At 67.8% G+C, this 21,719-nt stretch carries 22 protein-coding genes; 14 read left to right on the plus strand and 8 right to left on the minus strand.

The features are described from left to right. Positions 1-8: 8 nt before the first annotated feature. From ABD260_RS00895 to tdh, 4 genes are all read right to left on the minus strand, one after another. A complete protein-coding gene (locus ABD260_RS00895; RefSeq protein WP_344231339.1) occupies positions 9-1,091 on the minus strand; it encodes a winged helix DNA-binding domain-containing protein in 1,083 nt (360 codons plus the stop codon). A 32-nt stretch (positions 1,092-1,123) separates the two neighbouring features. After that, entirely contained in the window at positions 1,124-1,534 is a 411-nt protein-coding gene (locus ABD260_RS00900; protein ID WP_344231340.1) for a type II toxin-antitoxin system VapC family toxin, read from the minus strand. 138 nt (positions 1,535-1,672) lie between these two features. Further along, positions 1,673-2,854, minus strand: a complete 1,182-nt coding sequence (locus ABD260_RS00905; RefSeq protein ID WP_344231341.1) for a glycine C-acetyltransferase — start codon at positions 2,852-2,854, stop codon at positions 1,673-1,675. After that, a complete protein-coding gene (gene tdh, locus ABD260_RS00910; RefSeq protein ID WP_344231342.1) occupies positions 2,854-3,903 on the minus strand; it encodes an L-threonine 3-dehydrogenase in 1,050 nt (349 codons plus the stop codon). The genes ABD260_RS00905 and tdh overlap by 1 nt, the downstream gene beginning before the upstream one ends. 136 nt (positions 3,904-4,039) lie before the next feature. Here tdh and ABD260_RS00915 point away from each other — a divergent pair, with 136 nt between their 5' ends. From ABD260_RS00915 to ABD260_RS00945, 7 genes are all read left to right on the plus strand, one after another. Continuing rightward, positions 4,040-4,672: a class E sortase gene (locus tag ABD260_RS00915; RefSeq protein ID WP_344231343.1), complete on the plus strand. Its 633-nt coding sequence runs from the start codon at positions 4,040-4,042 to the stop codon at positions 4,670-4,672. 96 nt (positions 4,673-4,768) lie between these two features. After that, positions 4,769-5,314 carry an orotate phosphoribosyltransferase gene (gene pyrE / locus ABD260_RS00920; RefSeq protein ID WP_344231344.1) on the plus strand — a complete coding sequence of 182 codons (546 nt, stop codon included), beginning with the start codon at positions 4,769-4,771 and terminating at the stop codon, positions 5,312-5,314. Continuing rightward, positions 5,314-6,045, plus strand: a complete 732-nt coding sequence (locus ABD260_RS00925; RefSeq protein ID WP_344231345.1) for a hypothetical protein — start codon at positions 5,314-5,316, stop codon at positions 6,043-6,045. Before pyrE ends, ABD260_RS00925 begins: the two co-directional genes overlap by 1 nt. 39 nt (positions 6,046-6,084) lie before the next feature. Then, positions 6,085-6,966 carry a LemA family protein gene (locus ABD260_RS00930; protein ID WP_344231346.1) on the plus strand — a complete coding sequence of 294 codons (882 nt, stop codon included), beginning with the start codon at positions 6,085-6,087 and terminating at the stop codon, positions 6,964-6,966. Between the two features lie 217 nt (positions 6,967-7,183). Continuing rightward, positions 7,184-10,165, plus strand: a complete 2,982-nt coding sequence (locus ABD260_RS00935; protein WP_344231347.1) for an AfsR/SARP family transcriptional regulator — start codon at positions 7,184-7,186, stop codon at positions 10,163-10,165. 91 nt (positions 10,166-10,256) lie between these two features. Further along, the gene (locus ABD260_RS00940) at positions 10,257-10,667 is read left to right on the plus strand and encodes a hypothetical protein (RefSeq protein WP_344231348.1); all 411 of its coding nucleotides are present in this window, start codon (positions 10,257-10,259) and stop codon (positions 10,665-10,667) included. A gap of 16 nt (positions 10,668-10,683) precedes the next feature. Beyond that, a complete protein-coding gene (locus ABD260_RS00945) occupies positions 10,684-11,907 on the plus strand; it encodes a hypothetical protein (RefSeq protein ID WP_344231349.1) in 1,224 nt (407 codons plus the stop codon). On the opposite strand, the gene ABD260_RS00950 is transcribed toward ABD260_RS00945, so the two are convergent. Next, positions 11,895-12,611, minus strand: coding sequence for a DedA family protein (locus ABD260_RS00950; protein ID WP_344231350.1), 717 nt, complete (start codon positions 12,609-12,611; stop codon positions 11,895-11,897). The genes ABD260_RS00945 and ABD260_RS00950 overlap by 13 nt on opposite strands. A 24-nt stretch (positions 12,612-12,635) precedes the next feature. On the opposite strand from ABD260_RS00950, the gene ABD260_RS00955 reads away from it, so the two are divergent. Continuing rightward, entirely contained in the window at positions 12,636-13,322 is a 687-nt protein-coding gene (locus ABD260_RS00955) for a TrmH family RNA methyltransferase (RefSeq protein WP_344231351.1), read from the plus strand. Positions 13,323-13,419: 97 nt separating this feature from the next. Here the strand turns inward: ABD260_RS00955 and ABD260_RS00960 are convergent, their stop codons facing one another. Further along, complete coding sequence (locus ABD260_RS00960; RefSeq protein ID WP_344231352.1) at positions 13,420-13,842, minus strand: MarR family winged helix-turn-helix transcriptional regulator; 423 nt, start codon at positions 13,840-13,842, stop codon at positions 13,420-13,422. A gap of 766 nt (positions 13,843-14,608) precedes the next feature. Between ABD260_RS00960 and ABD260_RS00965 the strand changes: the two genes are divergently transcribed. From ABD260_RS00965 to ABD260_RS00975, 3 genes are all read left to right on the plus strand, one after another. Then, positions 14,609-15,112 (plus strand): FUSC family protein, encoded by a 504-nt coding sequence (locus ABD260_RS00965; RefSeq protein ID WP_344231353.1) that lies wholly within the window; start codon positions 14,609-14,611, stop codon positions 15,110-15,112. Then, positions 15,102-16,334: an alpha-amylase family protein gene (locus tag ABD260_RS00970; RefSeq protein ID WP_344231354.1), complete on the plus strand. Its 1,233-nt coding sequence runs from the start codon at positions 15,102-15,104 to the stop codon at positions 16,332-16,334. Before ABD260_RS00965 ends, ABD260_RS00970 begins: the two co-directional genes overlap by 11 nt. 90 nt (positions 16,335-16,424) lie before the next feature. Next, a complete protein-coding gene (locus tag ABD260_RS00975) occupies positions 16,425-16,613 on the plus strand; it encodes a hypothetical protein (RefSeq protein WP_344231355.1) in 189 nt (62 codons plus the stop codon). Positions 16,614-16,742: 129 nt separating this feature from the next. On the opposite strand, the gene ABD260_RS00980 is transcribed toward ABD260_RS00975, so the two are convergent. Then, positions 16,743-17,171 carry a VOC family protein gene (locus ABD260_RS00980; RefSeq protein WP_344231356.1) on the minus strand — a complete coding sequence of 143 codons (429 nt, stop codon included), beginning with the start codon at positions 17,169-17,171 and terminating at the stop codon, positions 16,743-16,745. Positions 17,172-17,587: 416 nt separating this feature from the next. Between ABD260_RS00980 and ABD260_RS00985 the strand changes: the two genes are divergently transcribed. Continuing rightward, complete coding sequence (locus ABD260_RS00985; RefSeq protein WP_344231357.1) at positions 17,588-18,484, plus strand: alpha/beta fold hydrolase; 897 nt, start codon at positions 17,588-17,590, stop codon at positions 18,482-18,484. 65 nt (positions 18,485-18,549) lie between these two features. Here ABD260_RS00985 and ABD260_RS00990 read toward each other — a convergent pair whose 3' ends face one another. Next, positions 18,550-19,569 carry an SIS domain-containing protein gene (locus ABD260_RS00990; RefSeq protein WP_344231358.1) on the minus strand — a complete coding sequence of 340 codons (1,020 nt, stop codon included), beginning with the start codon at positions 19,567-19,569 and terminating at the stop codon, positions 18,550-18,552. Positions 19,570-19,708: 139 nt separating this feature from the next. Here ABD260_RS00990 and ABD260_RS00995 point away from each other — a divergent pair, with 139 nt between their 5' ends. Next, positions 19,709-20,428 carry a GntR family transcriptional regulator gene (locus ABD260_RS00995; RefSeq protein WP_184839453.1) on the plus strand — a complete coding sequence of 240 codons (720 nt, stop codon included), beginning with the start codon at positions 19,709-19,711 and terminating at the stop codon, positions 20,426-20,428. Between the two features lie 219 nt (positions 20,429-20,647). Then, a complete protein-coding gene (fbaA, locus tag ABD260_RS01000; RefSeq protein ID WP_344231359.1) occupies positions 20,648-21,673 on the plus strand; it encodes a class II fructose-bisphosphate aldolase in 1,026 nt (341 codons plus the stop codon). The last annotated feature ends 46 nt before the right edge of the window (positions 21,674-21,719 follow it).

Here is a 21,719-nt window from a genome sequence, read left to right on the forward strand (position 1 = left end):
CAACCTCATTAACTGGCAGTAACCACGGTATGGGTCTTGGCGTTGGGTTCCAGGAACCGGAGCAGTGCGGTGCCTTCACGCTCCAGCTCGGTGGCGGTTTTCTTGAGCGTCCGGCCGAACGGTGTGAGCGTGAGAGTGGCCACACCACGCTTGGTTTCGGTGGTCCACAGCCCCGCGACCAGACCGTCGACCGTGTACGTCGCCTTCACCCGCAGGTTCTTCGTGAAAACAGCCGGTTTGTGCTCGTCCGCGATGATCCGCTCTCGTTTCGCGTGTGAGAGCAGTACGTTGTCGAACTCCGGGAGGAAGCGCACCGGCGCCGGCGTATCCGGATCCGGGCGCGGCGCGTCCGGTACGTCGTACAACGTCTTGCCGGCTTCGTCTTTGAACGTTTCCAGCTCGAGGTCGTCGAACAAGGCTTTCGCCTTTTGCAGACCTGACCAGGTCTGGAAATCCGCGGGCGTCGCCGGCCCGAACGCCTGCAGGTACCTGAGGATGAGCTCGGCCGGCTCTGCCTGTTGATGCAGCTTCTTGCCGATCCAGTCCTCGGCCGGAGTGAAGCGTGAGTTCGCCGTCCAGGACCAGCGGACGTCGGCCGGGTGCATGACCAGCGGCACCAGCATCCGCGTGCAGAACCCGAGCGCCCGCTCGTTCACGTCCGGGAACTGTTGCTGCAAAGCATCCCGCACTTCGGTGAACGTCAACGGTTCCTTGCCCAGTAAGGCTTCCGCCGCAGCAACCACCTTCTCCGGCTCCAGCCCCGCAGCCCGATCCCTCAGCACCTTCAACCCCGCCGCCAGCACCGGCGCCACCGTCATCCGGAACCGCAAGTAGTCCGCAGCGGTCACCAGATGCAACGTCCCCCGAAACATCGTCCCCCGGACAATCTCCCGATCCCCGACCGCCCGATCCAGCTCCCCCTCTTCGAACCCGTCGATCCGGGTCCACAACCCCACGTACGGATGCTTGGCCTCCTGCCCTTGCATCCCCACCAACCGCCCCACCACGTCCCGCGCGGTCACCCGCTCCCGCCCCAGCAACAACTGCCGAGCCAAGAACGCCCGATTGACCGCCCGCGCACTCATCACCATGCGGAGATCATGCCCACCGCCACCGACAATTGTCAGCCGCGCCCCGGCGCGGCCACGGCGAGCGAATTCCGCCGGCAGGCATCGGCCAGGCGATCGTCGTAGGTGACCATCAGATCGGCGTCGATCAGAACCGCGGTCGCGAGGTGCAGCGCGCCCAGGCTGCGCAGGATGCCCGGCTCGATCCGCCGAGCGACGCTGACGACCTCGGCGGTCATCGGGCGTTCGTCGATGCCGGACAGGGCTCCCTCGACCAACTCGGCCGTGTCGGACGGTGTCTTCACCCGTGCGAGTACGACACGCGACACCTCGACCCAGGCCAGCGAGGACGAGATGAGTGGATGGCCTTGTTCGTACTGCAGATCGAGGAAGTCCACCAAGGCGTTGGACTCTTCCTCGGCCACGACGCGCTTGATCAGCGCGCTGCTGTCGAAGTAGATCCGCATCAGAAGCGGTCGCCGCGGTCGAGCAGGTCGAGGCTGGTAATGCCCTTCGGCAGCCCGAGCTGCAGCGTCACCTGGCGGTAGGGCTGCCTGGCCGGCAACACCCCGAACGTGGCCCGGGCATACCATCCATGGTACCGATCAGTTGAGGGCGGTGCGGGCTTCGGTGAAGGCGGTGATGGCGCGTTCGACGTCTTCGGTGGAGTGGGCGGCGGAGAGTTGGACGCGGATGCGGGCCTTGCCTTGGGGGACCACGGGGTACGAGAAGCCGATCACGTAGATGCCGAGGTCGAGGAGCTTGTCGGCGAGGCGGGCGGCTTGGGCGGCGTCGCCGATCATGACCGGGGCGATCGGGTGGTCGCCGGGGAGGATGTCGAAGCCGGCTTCGGTCATCTTGGTGCGGAAGAGGGCGGTGTTGGCGGCCAGCTTGTCGCGGAGGGCGCTCGACGTGCCGATGAGTTCCAGGGCCTTGAGCGACGCCGCGGTCACGGACGGGGCGAGAGAGTTCGAGAACAGGTACGGGCGGGAGCGCTGGCGGAGCAGTTCGACGATTTCGCGGCGCGCGGAGACGTACCCGCCGGACGCCCCGCCGAGTGCCTTGCCGAGGGTGCCGGTGACAATGTCGACGCGGTCCTTCACGCCGAACAGTGACGGCGTACCGGCACCGTCCGGCCCGACGAAACCGACCGCGTGCGAGTCGTCGACCATCACCAGCGCGTCGTACCGCTCGGCCAGGTCGCAGATCTCGTCGAGCGGGGCGACATACCCGTCCATCGAGAACACGCCGTCGGTCGCGATCAACCGGTACCGGGCGTCCGCCGCGTCCTTCAGCTGGGCCTCGAGATCGGCCATGTCCCGGTTCTTGTACCGGTACCGGCGGGCCTTCGACAGCCGGACCCCGTCGATGATGCTCGCGTGGTTCAGCTCGTCGGAGATGATCGCGTCCTCGGCGCCGAGCAGCGTCTCGAAGAGGCCACCGTTCGCGTCGAAGCACGAGCTGTACAGGATCGTGTCCTCGGTGCCGAGAAAGTTGCTCAGGGCACCTTCAAGATCCTTGTGGATTTGTTGCGTACCGCAAATGAACCGCACCGAGGAGAGCCCGAATCCCCACCGGTCAAGGGCTTCCTTGGCCGCCGCGACCACCTCCGGGTGATCGGACAGCCCGAGGTAGTTGTTGGCGCAGAAGTTCAGCACCTCGGCGCCGGTCGCGACCGAGATCAGCGACTGCTGCGGTGAGGTGATCACCCGCTCCGACTTGTACAGCCCGGCGTCCCGGATCTCGCCGATGGTCGCCGTCAGGTCGTCCCGCATCCGCCCGATCATCAGTGCTTCTCCTCCAGGGTTTCCCGCGTCCAGTCCATGATCACCTTGCCGCACTGCCCTTGCCGCGCGACGTCGAAAGCGCGCTCGAAGTCCGCGTACCCGAACCGGTGCGTGATCACCGGCGTCAGGTCCAGGCCACGCTCCAGCATCACCGACATCGAGTACCAGGTCTCGAACATCTCCCGGCCGTAGATGCCCTTGATGGTCAGCATGTTCAGCACCACCGTGCCCCAGTCGATCGCGATCTCGTCCGACGGCAGGCCGAGCATCGCGACCTTGCCGCCATGGGTCAGGTTCGCCAGCATGTCCCGCAGCGCGGCCGGCTGCCCGGACATCTCCATCCCGACGTCGAAACCTTCGCGCATCCCGAGACTCTGCTGGGCTTCCGCGATCGTCTCGGCGCCGACGTTGACCGCGCGGGTCACGCCGATCTTCCGGGCCAGGTCCAGCCGGTACTCGGACAGGTCCGTGATCACCACGTTCCGCGCCCCGGCGTGCAGCGCGACCGCCGCGGCCATCACCCCGATCGGCCCGGCGCCGGTGATCAGCACGTCCTCACCGACCAGCGGGAACGACAGCGCGGTGTGTACGGCGTTGCCGAACGGATCGAAGATCGCTGCGACGTCAAGATCCACGGGGTCCTTGTGTACCCACGCATTACTGGCCGGCAGCGCGACGTACTCCGCGAACGCCCCCGGCACGTGCACGCCCAGTCCGCGCGTCTTGATGCACAGGTGGCGACGCCCGGCGCGGCAGTTGCGGCACCGGCCACAGACCAGATGCCCTTCGCCGCTGACCAGGTCACCGACCGCGACATCGCGGACCCCGACGCCGACCTCGACCACCTCACCGCAGAACTCGTGCCCGGTCACCATCGGCACCGGGACGTTCTTCTGCGCCCAGTGGTCCCAGTTCTGGATGTGCAGGTCGGTACCGCACAGTCCCGTCCGCAGCACCTTGATCAGGACCTCGTCGGCCTCGATCTTCGGCTCGGGCACGTCCTGCAGCCACAATCCGGGTTTCGCCTCGGCCTTGACCAGCGCCTTCACCGCACACCTCCGCGCATCGACCACACCGTCTTCTCGACCACATCGTCGTATCGATCACATCGTGGTCCCGGGCAACCACCGGCGTCCATCGACACGTGGTGCACAGGCTTTGCAGATCGGCTGCATACTTGACCGCATGCGGGGAGTAGTCAGGTGGGTCGGCATCGTCATGCTGGTAGCTGGAGTCGGGCTGCTCGGGTGGGTCGGCTGGCAGTTCTACGGCACCGGCATCGCCTCGAACAAGGCGATGGGCGAAGCCGAGAACTCGCTGCGGCAGCAGTGGCGTACGCCCGCCCCGGCGACCGCGCGGACCGCCGAGCCGACGACCGGCAAGGCGTTCGCACTGCTCCGGATCCCGCGCTTCGGGGCGGACTGGGAGAAGCCGGTCGTCGAGGGTGTCGACCCGGACGATCTGGCCAAGGGGATCGGGCACTATCCGGACACCCAGTTGCCGGGTCAGCCAGGGAATTTCGCGATCGCGGGGCACCGGATCACGCACGGTTCGCCGTTCCGCAAGCTGCTCGACCTGCGCAAGGGCGATCTGGTCGTCGTCGAAACCCAGGACGCCGTGTACACGTACGAGTTGGACGGTTCGCCGCGCGATCTGACCGTGAAGAACACCGACTCCTGGGTGCTGGACCCCGTACCAGGCAAACGCCAGGCCCCGACGAAGTCGATCATCACCCTGACCACCTGCCAGGACCTGTTCCACTCCCCGGACCGCTCAGTCGCCTTCGGCCACCTGATCAAGGTCAGCAAAAAGGCCTGACCACCCGCACCTCACCCCCCACCTCACCTCCGCCGCCCGGTGCATTACGGCGGTGGGGATCGGGGTTGACCACTGGCTCGCCTAAGCTCAAGGCCTATGAGCTACGACCGGGACGGACTGCTGGAGCAGGTCAAGAGCAAGGCGATCGTGCACGGGCGGGTGACACTGGCCTCCGGGAAGGAGGCCGACTACTACGTCGACCTGCGCCGGATCACGCTGGACGCGGCCGCGGCGCCGTTGATCGGGCCGGCGATGCTCGAGCTGACCAAGGACCTGGAGTACGACGCGGTCGGCGGGCTCACGCTCGGTGCCGACCCGGTCGCGATGTCGATGCTGCACGCGGCCGCGCAGGACGGCCGCACGCTGGACGCTTTCGTGGTCCGCAAGGCCGAGAAGACGCACGGGCTGCAGCGGCGGATCGAGGGACCTGAGGTGAAGGGCCGCCGGGTGCTGGCGGTCGAGGACACCTCCACCACCGGTGGTTCGGTACTGACCGCGGTGGAGGCGCTGCGCGAGGCAGGTGCCGAGGTGGTCGCGGTCGCGGTGATCGTGGACCGGTCGACCGGTGCGCGCGAACGGGTGGAAGCGGAAGGCCTGGAGTACCGGGCCGTGTTCGGACTCGAGGACCTGGGTCTCCACTGATGCAGGGCAGTACCTGGCTGATCCTCCTGCTGGCGGTGCTGATCGGCGTCGGCATCTTCTACTTCAACTACATCCGGGCGAAGAAGCGGCGTGAGCTGTTCGCCGGATTCGCCGCCCAGCAGGGCTGGTCGTACCTGCCGGTGAACAACTCGCTGGCAGGGCAGTGGGCGGGTACACCGTTCCGTACCGGTGACAACTGGCGCGTCAAGAACGTGCTGTCCGGCCCGTACAACGGACATCCGATGGTTGCCTTCGACTACAGCTACCAAACGCACAGCACCGACTCGAAGGGCCGCCGGACCACCACCACACACAAGTACGGCGTGGTGGTGCTGCAGTTGCCGGGGGCACTGCCGCACCTCGAGGTGACGCACGAGGGAATCTTCGGTGGCGCGGTAGCGAATGCGTTCGGGTTCCGGGACCTGCAGTTCGAGAGTGACCAGTTCAACCGGGCGTTCCGGGTGAAGGCCGACGACGAGCGGTTCGGGCACGCGGTGGTGACGCCGCGGATGATGGAGTTGCTGCTGGCCCGCGGTGAGATCGGCTGGCGGATCGAGGGCAATTCACTGGTCGGCTGGGACAAGGGCGACCACGACCCGACCGAGGTGATGAACCGCCTCGGGCTGCTGCAGCAGGTACTCGAGCAGGTTCCGCCGTACGTCTGGACCGACTATGCGGGGGTCGACCCACGATCGCGGCAGCAACCACCGGGCGGACCCACGTACCCGTAGAGTCGGCTGCAGCACTGCCAACTCTCGGGAGCTCTTGTCATGGTCTGGGTCATCATCGCGATCGTCGCGGTCGTCGTCATTCTGGCGATCATGCTGATCACGTCGTACAACCGATTCGTCAAGCAGCGGAACCTGATCCAGGAGTCCTGGCGGCAGATCGACGTCGAGCTGCACCGCCGGTACGACCTGATCCCGAACCTGGTCGAGACCGTCCGGGCGTACGCGGCGCACGAGCGGCACGTGTTCGAGGAGGTCGCCCGGCTGCGGACCCAGGCGGTGAACGTGCAGGGCTCGAACCCGGAGCAGCGGGCCGCGGCCGAAGGACAGCTGTCCGGGGCGCTCCGGCAGATGATGATCTCGGTCGAGCAGTACCCGCAGCTGCAGTCGAACCAGAACTTCCTCGGCCTGCAGCGCGAGCTGACCGACACCGAGGACCGGATCGCGGCCGGCCGCCGGTTCTACAACGCGAACGTGGGCGACTACAACACCCGGATCGAGGCGTTCCCGTCGAACGTGATCGCGAACTCGTTCAAGTTCGAGAAGGCCGGGTACTTCGAGGTCAAGGACGAGCAGGTCCGTGCGGTGCCGCAGGTCTCGTTCGGCACCATCGGGTCGGTCGCAGGTGAGCAGGCGCCGCCGCAGATGCAGCCGGGGGCGCCGTCGTCCGGCCAGATCCACCCGCAGATGCCGGGGGACCAGGGCAACTATCAGCAGGGTTACCAGCCGCAGATCCCGGGCGGGTACCAGCAGCCTTACCAGCAGCAGCCGGCCCAGCAGCCGCCGTACCAGGGTCAGCCGGGTCAGGGCCAGCCTGGCCAAGGGCAGCCGGGTGGGTACCAGGGAGAGCCACCGGTGGGCGGGCCGCCTGCGGGTTCCCCCGCGCCACAGGACGGTCAGCCGCCATTCACCGGTGGCCAGTAGGCACCGGATCCCCGTGGTCCAGATCCCCCGACCCTGGACTCGCTCCCAGTGCCAGGCCCGGTTGTGACGGCGGTCAAGTCGCCACGCCCGGGCCTGCCCTCCCCCCGGTACCTGAAGTCAACAGTGCCGGACTGAGATACATCCGGCGTACATCGGCCTTCCCGCCGGGCCTGACGGGGTGTCACGATAGGGCGTTCAAGAGTGGAGAGGCCGGCAAGTGGACAGTCTGAGGTACGGAATCCTCGGACCACTGCGCCTGATGCACGGTCCGGCCCAGCCGCTCAAGGCCGCGAAACCGCGCCAGCTGCTGGCCACCCTGCTCCTGCACCCGAACCGGTTCGTCTCCACCGACCTGATCGCGGACGCCCTCTGGGAGACCAGTCCACCACGCTCCGCGACCGCGAACATCCGGACCTATGTACGGGCGTTGCGCGGACTGCTGCAGGAAGCCGGACTGCCCGCGCCGATCGACACTTCCGCCGCCGGGTACAGCATCGAGGTGGGGGTCGACGAGCTGGACGCCAGCTTGTTCGAGTCGCTGCTGGCCGAGGGCGGCCACCTCCGGGACGCCGGTGACGGCCGTCAGGCCATGCAGGTGCTGTCCCGGGCGTACGAGCTGTGGCGCGGCCGTCCGCTGGAGGACCTGCCGATGCCGGCCGCCTGGGAAGGCTCGGTGGCCCGGCTGGAGGCGCAGCACCGCGGTCTGGTCGACTCCTTGCTGGATCTGCGGCTGGAGTACGGCGACGCGAGCGGCGCCGCGGTACTGCTGAGCGCCCGGCTGACCGATGACCCGTACGACGAGCAGCTGTGGCGCCGCCTGGTCGATGGGCTTGTAGCCGCGGGACGTGTCGGCGAGGCGCGGACCGCGTACGCCAAGGCAGTAAAGACACTGGCCGATGAGCTCGACATCAAGCCCGGTCCGGAGCTGGAGGCGGCCGGTGCGCGCGCCGAGAACGGCCGCTCGGCCAACTGGCCGAACCCGGGCATTCCGGCCGCGCGGACTACCGAGCGACCCGGACCGGTGGTGCAGCCCCGGCCGATGGCCGCTCCGGAGCTGACTGACCCAGTGCGGCCGCCTAGTCAGCTCCCACTGGACTTGGCCGACTTCAGCGGCCGGCAGAGCAAGCTGGAGCAGCTACGGGACCTGGTGTGCGGCCGTGACCCGGTGCGGCCACCCATTGCGGTCATCTCCGGCGCCCCCGGTACTGGGAAGACCTCACTGGCGGTGCGGCTCGGCCATCTGGTCCGGGAGCACTTCCCGGACGGGCAGATCTACCTGGACATGCATGGGGCGACGCAGCCGCGCGATCCGGCTGCCGCGCTGACCGATCTGCTGCTGAGCCTCAACCTGCCCGACTTCGCAATCCCCACTGACCCGGAGCGTCGTTCTGCGATGCTGCGGTCGGAGCTGGCGAGCCGCCGGGTGCTGATCATCCTGGACGACGTTGCCACGGCCAACCAAGTCATTCCACTGATGCCAGGCACCGGTGCTTCGGCAGTAGTAGTGACCAGCCGCAACCGGCTGATGGATCTGGCCGGCGCGGACAGCCTGCCGCTCGACACGTTCGATGACAGTGAAGCCGCTGTACTGCTCGCGTCGGTCGCCGGCGCGGGCCGGATCGAGGCTGGGTCGCCCGAGGCCGAGGAGATCCTGTCCGCGTGCGCGAACCTGCCGTTGGCGATCCGGATCGTCGGCAGCCGGCTGGCGCAGCGGCCGGACCTGAGTGCGCGGGAGCTGGCGCGCCGGTTGCGCGACGAGACCTCCCGGCTGGATGAGCTGAGCATCGGGGAGCTCGCCGTCCGGACCAGTGCGGACCTGAGCTACGACGCGTTGAGTGCTGAGGAAGCACGGTTGTACCGGCTGATCGGTCACTTCGCGGTCGGTGTGTTCTCCGCCAGGGCGTTGGAGGCCGTCGCGTCGCCGGCCGCCGTACGCCGCAGTCTGGACCGGTTGATCGAGGTGAACCTGGTCCGGATCAGTTCGGTCGACCAGCGCGGTACGGCCCGGTACCGGGTGCATGATCTGCTGCGGCTGCATGCACTTGGGGTCGGTGACGATGAGCAGAAAGCACAGGCCGTACGCGACGTCGAGACTGTGGTCGATGCGATCCTGAACAAGATCCGGCGGGCCAACGACGCCTTGTCCTTCGAGTACTTCGGCGTCCTTGAGCACACCGGCCCATTGACTGCCCCGGATCCGTCGCCTTTCACGGAGACCGATGCGATCGCGTGGTTCGACAGTGAGCGCAGTACGTTCGTCCCCGCGATCCGGTCCGCGGCGCAGAACGGGCTGCACGAGTACGCGTGGCGGATCGCGGCGGCCTGGGGGCCGTACCTGGACATGCGCGCCGGCTTCGACGACTGGAACGGCTCGCACCAGCAGGGTTTGCTGAGTGCGGTCGCGTGCGGGGATCGGCGTGGTGAGGCGATCATGCACCGCAACCTCGGTCAGCTCGCCGTGTACCAAGACGACTGGGACAACGCGCGCCGGCACTTCGACGTGGCCGCGCGGGTGTTCGACGAGTTGGGCGACCGGCTTGGTGAAGGCGTTGCGGCAGTTGGACTTGGTACGTGGCTGCGGGAGCGCGGGCAGCGCGCCGAAGGACTTGCCCAGTACGAGAAGGCGATTGAGGCGTTTGTCGCGGACGGTAACGCGAACGCGGAGGCGCTTGCGCGGACAGCCGCCGCCAACGCGTACCTGGCCCGCGGTGATGTCGATACCGCGCAGGAGTATCTGGCGAAGGCGTTCCTGATCGCCGTACGCCGGGTGGATGCGCACCGGGAGGCCAAGGTACGCCGGCGGATCGCGGCGCTTCGGGTCCATCAAGGACGGCACGACGAGGCCGTACGGCAGCTGCGCAAGGCGCTGGCGATCTTCGACGGGATGGGCGACGACCACTGCGCTGCGTACACCCGGGCGCTACTCGGGCAGGCGCTGAAGGAGCGCGGCGAGGTCGCGTCGGCGCGGAAGACCTTGCTGGACGCGATCGACCTCGGTCACCGGCTCGGCGACCGCAGTGTCGAAGGTGAAGCGGCGCAGCACCTCGGTGAGCTGTACCTGTCCACCGGGAACTTCGACAACGCCCGCCGGACGCTCGAACGCGCCGCCCGGGTGTGGCAGCAGGCCGGCAACGACAGCGCCGCGACCAAGTGCCGGCAGCTGCTGGCAGGTTCCGACCTGGGCGCGGCCGTCGGCTGACGCGTCAATGTACGGCGGCTGTATCCCCGGCCGACAAGCTTTCAGTTATGCCACGGCACAGGCCGAGGACGGGGGAATCGGGGGAGTACCTATGGCCTGCGGGGAGGTTGTGGTGGAGGGCCGGAGCGTCCCGCGGGTGGCGAACCCGCGGGACACCGAGTCGGCGCTGAACTGGCAGCTGGAGCGGATCGGGTCGGCGGCCTGGCTGGACTGGCCGCTGAAGTTCCAGCGGATGGCCTTCGGCTACGCGAACGACAGCGGCTGGCACGACGCCTCCGACGCGGTCAGCTGGCTGGACCACCACAAGCTGCTCCATGAAGGCGAGGCGCCTCGTGGAGCGCTGGTCTGGTACCACGCCGCCGACCGCATCCGAGTGGCCTGCTCGCTCGGCTCCGGCCAGGTGGTCGGGCCGTTGCTGACCGGCCCGGTCGAAGTCGCCGACCTGAGGTCACTCACCACCGACTACGTGTGGTCGGACCCACACTTCCCGTTCGGCCACTGACCGGGACAATTGCGCGGTGGGAGAACTCGACACCGTCACGTCCGCCAAGCCCGTCCGCCACGGCGCCGGCCTCTGGCTGAGCCACCGCTTCTCGGCCACCTGGGGCTGGGCCCGGCTGCTACTGATCAAGAACTGGGCTGTCGTCGCCGGGACGGTCCTGTCGCTCATCGGTGTGCTGGCGCTTGGAGTGGAGAGTCTCGGGACCGGAGTGGTCGCGATCGTGCTGGCGATTGTCGGCCTGATCCCGCTGGTCAGTGACTGGGTCAAAGTGCGACAGGAACTACAGGACCTGTATTCACTCGACCATCCGCTGCCGGACGTCGTACTGGAAGGTGACTGGCAGCTGGTCCGGTGCGCGCAGGGTCGTGTCGTCACCAGTCCGTCGGTTGACCGCAGCCTGGATCGGCCGGTTGCTGTCGACTCGCGGCCGTACCGGCTCCCGCCTGACCTGGCGGCGGTCAAGCCGACGGTGATCGCGCTGGCTCGGTCCCAGCGGTCGCGTACGGCCGCACCGCCCTTCGACGGGCTGAACGTCGGGCTGTGTGATGACCTGGATCCCTCCGGCGGTGCGGTCCGGCTGCAGCCGGTGCGGTACTTCGACATGATGGCGTCGAACTACTTGGCCGGTCACCAGTGGCTGAGCCGAAGCCTCGGGCGGCCCGTCGCGGACATCACGCAGCGCCTGATCAGTGACGACGGCAAGCTGATCGCGTTGGGCTCCACCGGTCTTGGGAACCAGGTCGGCGTCTCCACAGTCGCGCTGACGACCGATGGCTGGATGCTGCTGGTCCACCAAGGCGTGGCGTCCCGGTCGTCGGCTGGGCTGGTCGCACCAAGCGGTTCAGGCAGCCTGGAGCCGCTGGATCTCGTTGGCCGGGAGCGGTTGAGCGAGGTGGTGGCGGCCGGGATGGAGCGGGAGCTCCGCGAAGAGCTTGGGCTGGTCAGTGCGGCCATGCGCGACGTACGCATCGAGACCGACGTCCGTGGATACGGGCGCTGGCTGGAGAAGGGCGCCAAGCCCGAGTTCTACGGGGTCACCCGGATCCACGCTTCGCTGCGCGACCTCGAGTTGCGGATCGACGTGTCCGAGCGGCAGTTCGTCACTCGGCACGTGCCGATCCGGCCCGACGACGTACGGCGGCTGCTGGCCGGTGAGCGGTTCGAGGCGCTCGGCCAGGGGGTGCCGTCGGTGCCGTTGGAGTTGTGCCTGGCGCGGTGGCGGGAGGCTCAGTCGTTCTGATTGTTGGTGACCGCGTGCTTCGGGGCGGCGTGCTTGGGGCCGCCGTCCGTGGGGCCACCGGCCGCGGCGGCGCGGTTGCGGCGGCGGGCCAGGAAGTACTCGACGACCATCGGGATCAGCGAGATCAGCACCAGCAGGACGAGCGCGGCTTCGAGGTTCTTGTGAATGAACTGGACATTGCCGAGCGCGTGGCCGAGCAGGGTGATGCCCGGCGCCCAGATCACCGCGCCGACACCGGTCCAGAGGAAGAACTTCTTCGGGTCCATCTTCCCGGCGCCGGCGACGATCGTGATGAAGGTACGGACGATCGGCACGAACCGGGCCAGTACGAGCGCGCGCGGTCCGTACCGCTCGAAGAAGTCGTGCGTCTGCTCGATGTACTTCGGTTTCAGGAACCGGGCGTTCGGGTTCTTGAACAGGGACGTCCCGAGCGCGCGGCCGATGTAGTAGCCGGACACGTTGCCGAGGAACGCGGCGATGGTCAGCAGCACGCAGGCCAGCCACAGCGGGACGTGAATCGTGCCCTGCGCGATGAACAGGCCGACGGCGAACAGCAGCGAGTCACCGGGCAGGATCGGGAACAGCACCCCGCACTCGATGAACACCACGAGTAGCGTGCCCCAGAGCGCCCAGTCACCCAGCCAGGTCAGCAGGTGTTCTGGGTTCATCCAGCTCGGCATCAGCATCGCGACAATTGGAAGCACGCGGACAGGGTAGCGTCCCGACCTGTGCACGAGCTGAGCAGCGAGGGTGAGCCGCGCGGAGCGGACCTGGTCGGGCCGAACGAGGTAGGGGTCGGCCCGTGGCCCGGCGACTGGCCGGACGACCCGCGGCTCGATCCGGAACTGCTCGCGAACGGCGACCGGCGCAACGTCGTGGACAAGTACCGGTACTGGAAGCTGGACGCGATCGTCGCGGACCTCGACCGGCAGCGGAACCCGTTCCACGTCGCGATCGAGAACTGGCAGCACGACCTGAACATCGGCTCGGTGGTTCGGACCGCGAACGCGTTCCTGGCCGCCGAGGTCCACATCGTCGGCAACCGGAAATGGAACCGGCGTGGCGCAATGGTCACGGACCGCTACCAGCACGTCCGGCACCATCCGACGCTGGCCGATCTTGCTGCTTATGCGGCGGATGCGGCGCTGCCGGTGATCGGGATCGACAACCTGCCCGGGTCGGTTCCGTTGGAGACGTACGACCTGCCGCGCGCTTGTGTGCTGCTGTTCGGTCAGGAAGGGCCCGGGCTGACGGACGAGGCGCACCAGATCTGTACGGCGGTGCTGTCGATCGCTCAGTTCGGTTCGACTCGGTCGATCAACGCTAGTGCCGCGGCCGCTATCGCCATGCATGGGTGGATTCGGCGGCATACCTTCGGCCAGGCAGTCGATTCCGGCCAGCCGTCCGGTAGCTGACTCCGGTGGCAGCTGATCTCGATCATCCGTCATGTGTTCGGCTCCGGTCAGCTGTCCAGTAGTTGACTCCGGTCAGCTGTCGAGTAGCTGGCTCCGGTTAGCCGTCGAGTAGCTGGTCGAGGATTCCGGCGGCGAGCTTCAGCACCGCTTGCTCGGTTGGGTTGAGTCGGTCGGCGATGGCTTCGGCCAGCCAGTCGTCCGAGCTTTTCACGTGTTCCATGAGCAGCCGGCGGCCGTGGTCGGTCAGGTCGATCGCGTGACGGCGACGGTCCTCGGTGTCTTGGGTCCGGCTGATCAGGTCCTGGTCTTCGAGGCTCGCCAGCACGCGGGTGAGTGATTGGGGTTGGACGCGCTCGGCCGCGGCGATCTCGCTGGCGGTGAGGCTTCCTCGGCGGTGCAGCTGGCCGAGCACGGCCACGCCCGTACTGCCCAGCCCGTCACCAGTCCGCTCGGCTCGCAGACGGAGCGCCAGCCGCGTGCTGGCTCGGCGGAGTTGTACCGCCGTTTCGTACGCTTCCACTTATCACTCCTCCGGCGGATGGGCTTGATAATGCTAAGCTTAGCTTACTATGAGCGAGGTTGCGCAGTGGTCGCGGGAGGTGCCGGTTCCATCGGGCCGGTTGATCACGGGTGCGCTGGCGCTGGGTGGGCCGGTCGCGTACGGAGTCGCCGCCGGCCAACTGGCTCATGCGTCATTCGCCGCCCTGGGAGCGCTGGCAATCGGAAACCTGGCAAACCCGCGTGGCCAGGCTGCACGGGCTGCACGGGCTGCGGGGGTCGCGCAGGTGGCCGGTGGGTGGGCTGTGGGGTTGGTCGTGACGGGCGCAGCCGTGGGCGGGGTTTGGCTGGGTGGCCGGGCTTTTGGCGGCGGGGTTGGGGTCGTGTTGCTGGCAGCGGTTGCTGCCGTGATCGGCGGGTTCAACCGATGGCTGGCTGATGCGACCGCCCGATTCATCACGTTCTTGGTGATGGCAACCGGGTTGGGCGGGGCGGACGTGTGGGAGGTCGCCCGATGGTTCTCACTCGGTGTGCTCTGGGCCTTCCTCCTGACGTTGGCAGCTCGAACCCTCGGCTCTCGCCTGCTCACTACCGCCCCGTTCACCGCCGGCCCGCTTGCGGCCGACGTGTCGTCTGCCGGACCATTCACTGCGGGGCCGCTTGTAGCCGGCGTGTTGGCTGCCGGTCCGCTTGCAGCGGCCCCGTCCACTGCCGGTCCGTTTGCGGCCGACCCGCTTGCGGATGAACCGCTTGCAGTTGATCAGGTTGCGGGGCGGTTGGCTGCTCGGGTGGCGCCTACTTATCGGCAGTTGTGGCAGCGGTGGTGGGGGAGTCTGCGGCGGTTGGAGGGTTGGCGCTACGCCATCAACCTCGTGCCCCCGTTGGCGATTGCGACGGCGATTGGCGGGTGGTGGCACCACGAGCGGTCGTACTGGATCGCCCTCGCGGTGGTGATCGTGGTCCGGCGTCGCGGTGACTCGTTGCTCAGGGCAACACAGCGCTGTCTCGGCACCTGCGCCGGCGTACTGATCGGCGCCGCGCTCATCCTCTGGGTGCCGCCGTCCTGGGCGATCGTTGCCGTCGTCACCGTTCTCGCGGGCTTGCGTCCGCTGCTGAAAGAGCGCAACTATGCCGCGTACGCGATGATCATGACGCCGCTGGTCGTACTCCTGCTGGACCTCGGCCGGACGCCGGACCTCTCGACGATCGGCTACCGGCTGATCGACACCGTGCTCGGCTGCCTGCTCGCAATCATCCCTACGCTGGTGCTGAGGAGACGTGATGTGGCCTGACCATGCGATCTGGTGGCAGCTCTACCCACTCGGCTTCACCGGAGCCGAGCCAACAAACCTGCCCGGGGTTGCGCCCGGCGACCCGCAGAGTGTCGTACATCGCCTCCCCCAGTTGGAGAACTGGCTCGACTACGCGATCAACCTCGGTTGCTCAGGGCTCCTGCTCGGCCCGGTCTTCGCTTCGGAGACGCACGGCTACGACACGATCGACCACTTCCGGATCGACCCGCGCCTCGGCGACGACGCGGACTTCGACCACCTGATCGCCGAAGCACATGCACGCGGTCTACGAATCGCGCTCGACGGTGTTTTCAATCATGTGGCGCGGTCGTTCGCCCATCCCGAATGGTTCCGCCGCGGCGCCGATGGTCTGGCTACGTTCGAGGGCCATGAGCATCTCGTCGCACTCGACCACGACCGGCCGGAAGTCGCTCAGTACGTCGGCGACGTACTCCGCTTCTGGAACGATCGCGGTGTCGACGCCTGGCGCCTGGACGCCGCGTACGCCGTCCCGCCCGAGTTCTGGCGCGATGTCCTTCCCCGTGATCGCGAGGTTTGGTACTTCGGCGAGGTGATCCACGGCGACTACGCGTCGTACGTCGAGAAGAGCGGCCTGGACTCGGTCACGCAGTACGAGCTGTGGAAGGCGATCTGGAGTTCGCTCAACGACCGGAACTTCTTCGAACTCTCCTACGCGCTCGGCCGGCACAACGCGCTGCTCGACACGTTCGTCCCGCAGACATTCGTGGGGAACCACGACGTGACGCGGCTCGCGACCCGGCTCGATGACGAACGGCATGTGGGGCATGCGCTGGCGATCCTGTTCCTGGTCGGCGGCGTGCCGAGCGTGTACGCCGGCGACGAGCAGGCGTACCGCGGTCTCAAGGAGGATCGTGCCGGTGGCGACGACGCGATCCGGCCGAGATTCCCCGATGCGCCGGACGAGCTGGCCCCGTACGGTTGGCCGACGTACCGCCTGCATCAGGAGCTGATCGGCCTCCGACGTCGGCATCCGTGGCTGACCCGTGCGCGGACGACCGTCGAGCAGTTGACCAACGAGACGATCGCGCTACGCAGTACGCACGGTGACGAATGGGTGCTGCTCTTGCTGAACGTCTCGGACCGCGACCAGCCCTTTGCTTTGGACCGCGACCAGCACTCTTCCCGCACCGAAGCGCCCGTCGTGCCGGCACACGGATGGAAATTCTTGACGAGTTCGTAACCTTCGCCCGCGCGCCGCCGTTGTTCTTGACGACAGAAGTGAGGCCTTCTCGTCACGCTCCGAGGTGACGGGGAACATGGGGGTACGTCAATGAACGCTCTCTGGAACGAACTGATCCACGAACTGGGCACCGTCCGCGCCCTCAGCGCCGCCGCCCTGGAAGCACGCTCCGAAACCTCCCGGGTAGCCCTGCTGACCCTCCTGGACGCCGAAACCGCCCAAATCTCCGAAATCCTGACCCAAATCCTCCAGCAATCCCAAGCAACCACAGCCGCCTAGCCGCCCCTCTCACCCCACCTGCTCCCGTGTGGGGCAGTTGTGCTCCCGGCGCATCCCGGGAGTGGCGCCTTCCCGCCCGGCGCCGCAGTTGTTGGGTGCGGCGTGGGCGGGTGTTGGCGCAAGCGGGTGTTAGTTCTGGGTGCCGGTGAGTTGGCCGAGGATGTCCAGGTAGTGCGGGTTGTTCATGACGCCGAGCAGGTTGCCGAAGGGGTCGACGAAAGCTGCTGTGCGGAAGCCCGTGTTTTCGCCGCGGTCGGTGATCTCCTCGTGCAGGGTCGCGCCCAGCTCGAGCAGGCGGGCAACCGTCGCCTCGAGGTCGTCGACGTGCCAGTAGACGATGGAGCCGGCGGCCGCGGATGCCACCTGGTGGGTCGCGTACTTGGCGTCGATGATCCCCAACTCGCACTGGAAGTCGCCGAACCGGAACTCCACGTACGCCGGCTCGTCGACGCTCGGGACCGCGTAGTACGCCTCGATCCCGAGGAACTTCTCGTACCAGGCCCGCGCCGCCTTCACGTCGGTGGCGTAGAAGCTGATCGTTGCGAGTCCTCGCAGCATGGTGGTGGTCCTTTCTCCGGGGTTTCCCCTTGTCGATGACCACCACCATTCCAGCCAAAGTGCTCACCAAATGAGCACTTTTACCGGAGAAGTTTATTGGCTTGAGGGGGAACGTGGTCCTGGTACAGTCGCTCGCATGTCCTACATGTTCGTTCGCCTCCGCGCAGCCTGAGACGTCTGTCGCCGCAGTCGCTCAGCGACCGGCGTCAGCCGAGGACGCGCGGAAGAGCGCCGAGGAACCCGCGGAAGCCCATCGTGTCTCACGGTGCTGCCCCGCGTGCCCGGCCACTGAATCCGTGCTGCGCCTGACGACAGGCGCGCGTCATTTCTCTCTTTGACTCCGGCGGCGCATCGCGTCGGCATCAGCCCTTCAGGCATGTCCGCTGCGCCGCCCCTGGACATAGGACTAAACCCGAATGACATCTGTCTCCAGCAACTCCTCACGCCCGCGCCAGGCCCGCGAGACCAGTGCGACCTTCGTGCTCGTGCACGGCGTGTGCACCAGCTCGTTCATGTGGGCTCCGATCCAGCGCGAGCTGGCGCTGCTCGGGCACCGCAGCTTTGCCGTTGATCTACCAGGGCACGGCTTTGACGCGCAGTACTCGGCCGCGTACCAGGCACCGCAGGACCTTGACGCGTGGGCGGCCGAACCGTCCGAACTGGCCGGGATCACTCTTCAGGACAACGTCGACATGGTCGTCGATATCGTCCGGCGGGTGGCCGAGCACGGTCCCGTGGTCTTGGTGGGAGCCAGCCTCGGTGGGACCACCATCACCGGGGTGGCCAACGCGATTCCCGGTCTGGTGGACCGACTCGTGTACATCTCTGGCTGGTCGTGCGTGGAACGCTCCAACCCCATCGCCTACATGCAGGAGCCCGAGTTCGCCGACAACCTGATGGCCCCGCTGGCTGCGCTGAACGTCGGCGACCCCGCCGAACTCGGCGTCGGCCGGGCGAACTACCGCACTGCCGACCCGGTCATGCTGGCCGGACTCAAGGCGGCGATGATGGCGGACGCCACCGATGAACAGTTCCGGGCCTTCCTCAACATCCTCCAGCCGGACGAGTCCCTGGCGGTGATGATGGCCGATGCTCGCGTCCACGCGGACACCTGGGGCACCATCGCACGCTCCTACATCCGTCTCACCGAAGACCGATCGCTCCCCGTGGCAATGCAGGACCGCCTGATCGCCGAGGCCGACGCATTGACGCCTGGCAACCCGTACGACGTGCACACCCTGGCCACCAGCCACGTCGGGTTCCTGCTCAAGCCGGCGGAGGTGGCCGGCATCCTCGACCAACTGACCGTCTGATCCCATCGAACGCCGCGACCCCGGGCCACAGGCCCGGGGTCGTCGGCTTGACGGAGGCCGGTGAATCAGTCCGTCTGGGTCACCTTGCGGAGGCCGCGTGGGGCGTCCGGGTCCAGGCCGAGCTTGCGGGCCAGTGCCTCGATCGCGCGCTGGGCCGGGATCACCAGGGCGAGCGGCGCGAGGGTCTCGGGCAGGTCCGGACCGGCGAGGTTCACGTCGCAGCGGGACGCGAAGGTCGGGTCGCCGCCGATGCCCAGGATCTTGCTGCCCTTCTCGCGCACGATCCCGGCCAGCTCGGTCATCCCGGGCAGCGCCGGTCCGTCGCCCGCCGCGACCAGGATCGTCACCAGGTCCGCGTCCACGACCGCGATCGGCCCGTGCTTCAGGTCGGCGTACGAAAGCCCACGCACCGGCTGGAGGCAGGTCTCCTCGAGCTTCAGCGCCACCTCGAGCGTCGTCCCGAAGGTCAGCCCCCGGCCGCTCGCGAGCACGTCGTGCGCCCCGGCCAGCAGGTCCGCCGCCGCCTCGACCGAACCGGACAGCATCTTCGCGGCCGCGTCCGGCACCCGCGCGATGTCCGCGTCCAGCGTCCCCGGCCGCTGCGCCAGCGCGTCCACGGCGACGGTGATCGCCGCCAGCTGGGTCGTGTACGTCTTGGTCGCCGGTACGGCCAGCTCCTTGCCGGCCTGCGTGATCAACGCGACATCGGCCGTCGACGCCAGCGGGCTGTCGCCGTCGTTGGTGATTCCGACGATCGCGGCGCCGTTCCGCTTCGCCCACTCGGCCGTGTCGACGATCTCCTGGGTCGCACCCGACTGGCTGACCGCGACGACCAGCGAGTTCGACAGGTCGAGGTTCGCGCCGTACAGGGTGGCCACCGACGGGGCGGCCAGGGACGCCTGCCGGCCGGCGTGGATCTCGGTCAGGTACCGCCCGTACACGCCCGCGTTGTCGGACGATCCACGCGCCACGAAGATGACGTGCCGGCGCCCGGCGGCGAGCCGGGTGATGTCGTGCCGCAGCGGCAGCACATGCTCGAACGTGGCCGCCAGCGCGGCCGGCTGTTCGGCGATCTCGCGCGCCATCTGGGTTTCCTCGGCGGGGACAGACACCACTACGATCACTGGTCCTATCTGGTCTTAACAGGTATGCTGCCGACGATAGCAGTGAGCGGCGTTTCGGGGCACCCCCGAGGCCCGCCCAGGTCTGGAGGATCGAGATTCCATGGTGGCGACCAAGCGGGCCCAGGTCCGATCGGTGCTGGAACGGCTGATCGATGTCGAGTTGCATCCCGGCGATCCGATCCCGTCCGAGCGGGCCCTGGTGGACAAGCTGAACGTCTCCCGGGTGACCGTCCGGCAGGCGATCAGCGACCTGGTCGAGTCCGGTGCGCTGGAGCGGGTGCACGGCAAGGGGACCTTCGTCACCGGTCCTCAGGTCGACTCGCAGCTGCACCTGACCTCGTTCTCCCGGGAGATGCGGGCCCGCGGGCTCGAGCCCGGGACCGTGGTGCTGTCGGCGAGCGAGATCGAGGCCTCCGACGAGACCGCGAAGGGCCTGCGGGTCGCGAAGGGCACCAAGGTGATCCGGGTCGAACGGCTCCGGACCGCCGACGCGTCGCCGATGGCCTACGAGGTCGGCTACTACCCGTCCGCGCTCTTCCCCGGCCTGCTCGGCCGTGAGCTCGGCACCCTGTACGACGTCTTCGCGAGTGAGTACGACGTCGTCGTCACCTCCGGTGAGCAGACCGTCCGGGCGGACAACGCCGACGGTCATGTCGCCCGGGTGCTCGGTGTGGCCAGGCGGGCACCCCTGCTGGTCCTCGAGCGCACCACCTTCGCCGGCCGCAAGGTCGTCGAACTGTCCTGGTCGGCCTACCGGGCCGACCGCTACCGGCTGCACATGGCCCTGACCCCCCGCGGCCCGCGATCCGGGTCCGCCTGACCGAACCAGCTGCATCCGAACCGGCAGCGTCCGTCCCGAATGGACATCCGGACGTCGCCAACTGGATCGGTCCTGTTCATCAACTGGTCTGCATCCCGACCGACAGCTCCCCGGCCACCGGGCCGGCTCGGCGGGTGGGCCGCCGGTCACGACGAAGTGCCCGGCGGCAATACTGGAGCCGAACCCACAAGAACTGTGTTGTGAGGAGTACCGCGAGACATGCCTATTGCAACCCCTGAGGTCTACGCCCAGATGCTGGACAAGGCGAAGCAGAACCGCTTCGCCTACCCGGCCATCAACGTCAGCTCCTCGCAGACGCTGAACGCCGCGATCCGCGGGTTCGCCGAGGCGGGCTCGGACGGCATCATCCAGGTCTCCACCGGTGGTGCGGACTACCTGTCCGGCCCGACCATCAAGAACATGGTCTCCGGCTCCGTGGCGCTGGCCGCGTACGCGCACGAGGTGGCCAAGAACTACCCGGTGAACATCGCGCTGCACACCGACCACTGCCCGAAGGACAAGCTCGAGGGCTTCGTCCGGCCGCTGCTGGAGATCTCCGCCGAGCGCGTCGCCCGCGGCGAGAACCCGCTGTTCCAGTCGCACATGTGGGACGGCTCGGCGGTGCCGCTGACCGAGAACCTGGAGATCGCGAAGGAACTGCTGGCCAAGACGGCGGCGGCGAAGATCGTGCTCGAGATCGAGGTCGGCGTCGTCGGTGGCGAGGAGGACGGTGTCGCCAACGAGATCAACGAGAAGCTCTACACCACCGTCGAGGACGGCCTGGCCACGGTCGAGGCGCTCGGCACCGGTGAGCACGGCCGCTACCTGACCGCGCTGACCTTCGGCAACGTGCACGGCGTCTACAAGCCGGGCGCGGTCAAGCTGCGGCCGGAGATCCTGGCCGAGATCCAGGACCAGGTCGGCGCCAAGGTCGGCAAGGAGCGCCCGTTCGACCTGGTGTTCCACGGTGGTTCCGGTTCCACGCTGGAGGAGATCCGGGCCGCGGTCGACCACGGTGTGATCAAGATGAACGTCGACACCGATACCCAGTACGCGTTCACCCGCCCGGCGGCGGCGCACATGTTCACCAACTACGACGGTGTGCTGAAGGTGGACGGCGAGGTCGGCAACAAGAAGGCCTACGACCCGCGCGCGTGGGGCAAGGCGGCCGAGGAAGGCATGGCGAAGCGCGTCGGCGAGGCCTGCGAGAGCCTCCGCTCCACCGGCACCTCGCTGAACGGCTGACAGTTACCGGCCAGCAACGCCGGTATTGCTGAATTGTTTGGGCTAC

This window comes from Kribbella hippodromi, from assembly GCF_039531045.1.
GTDB lineage: Bacteria > Actinomycetota > Actinomycetes > Propionibacteriales > Kribbellaceae > Kribbella > Kribbella hippodromi.

What these genes read in the sequence shown, in the direction of transcription:
- ABD260_RS00895 (WP_344231339.1), bottom strand. Translation starts at nt 1,091, where the DNA reads ATGGTGATGAGTGCGCGGGCGGTCAATCGGGCGTTCTTGGCTCGGCAG.
- ABD260_RS00900 (WP_344231340.1), bottom strand. Translation starts at nt 1,534, where the DNA reads ATGCGGATCTACTTCGACAGCAGCGCGCTGATCAAGCGCGTCGTGGCC.
- ABD260_RS00940 (WP_344231348.1), top strand. Translation starts at nt 10,257, where the DNA reads ATGGCCTGCGGGGAGGTTGTGGTGGAGGGCCGGAGCGTCCCGCGGGTG.
- ABD260_RS00905 (WP_344231341.1), bottom strand. Translation starts at nt 2,854, where the DNA reads ATGATCGGGCGGATGCGGGACGACCTGACGGCGACCATCGGCGAGATC.
- ABD260_RS00980 (WP_344231356.1), bottom strand. Translation starts at nt 17,171, where the DNA reads ATGCTGCGAGGACTCGCAACGATCAGCTTCTACGCCACCGACGTGAAG.
- ABD260_RS00925 (WP_344231345.1), top strand. Translation starts at nt 5,314, where the DNA reads ATGCAGGGCAGTACCTGGCTGATCCTCCTGCTGGCGGTGCTGATCGGC.
- ABD260_RS00990 (WP_344231358.1), bottom strand. Translation starts at nt 19,569, where the DNA reads ATGGCGCGCGAGATCGCCGAACAGCCGGCCGCGCTGGCGGCCACGTTC.
- ABD260_RS00995 (WP_184839453.1), top strand. Translation starts at nt 19,709, where the DNA reads ATGGTGGCGACCAAGCGGGCCCAGGTCCGATCGGTGCTGGAACGGCTG.
- ABD260_RS00970 (WP_344231354.1), top strand. Translation starts at nt 15,102, where the DNA reads ATGTGGCCTGACCATGCGATCTGGTGGCAGCTCTACCCACTCGGCTTC.
- ABD260_RS00975 (WP_344231355.1), top strand. Translation starts at nt 16,425, where the DNA reads ATGAACGCTCTCTGGAACGAACTGATCCACGAACTGGGCACCGTCCGC.
- ABD260_RS00985 (WP_344231357.1), top strand. Translation starts at nt 17,588, where the DNA reads ATGACATCTGTCTCCAGCAACTCCTCACGCCCGCGCCAGGCCCGCGAG.
- ABD260_RS00930 (WP_344231346.1), top strand. Translation starts at nt 6,085, where the DNA reads ATGGTCTGGGTCATCATCGCGATCGTCGCGGTCGTCGTCATTCTGGCG.
- ABD260_RS00915 (WP_344231343.1), top strand. Translation starts at nt 4,040, where the DNA reads ATGCGGGGAGTAGTCAGGTGGGTCGGCATCGTCATGCTGGTAGCTGGA.
- pyrE (WP_344231344.1), top strand. Translation starts at nt 4,769, where the DNA reads ATGAGCTACGACCGGGACGGACTGCTGGAGCAGGTCAAGAGCAAGGCG.
- fbaA (WP_344231359.1), top strand. Translation starts at nt 20,648, where the DNA reads ATGCCTATTGCAACCCCTGAGGTCTACGCCCAGATGCTGGACAAGGCG.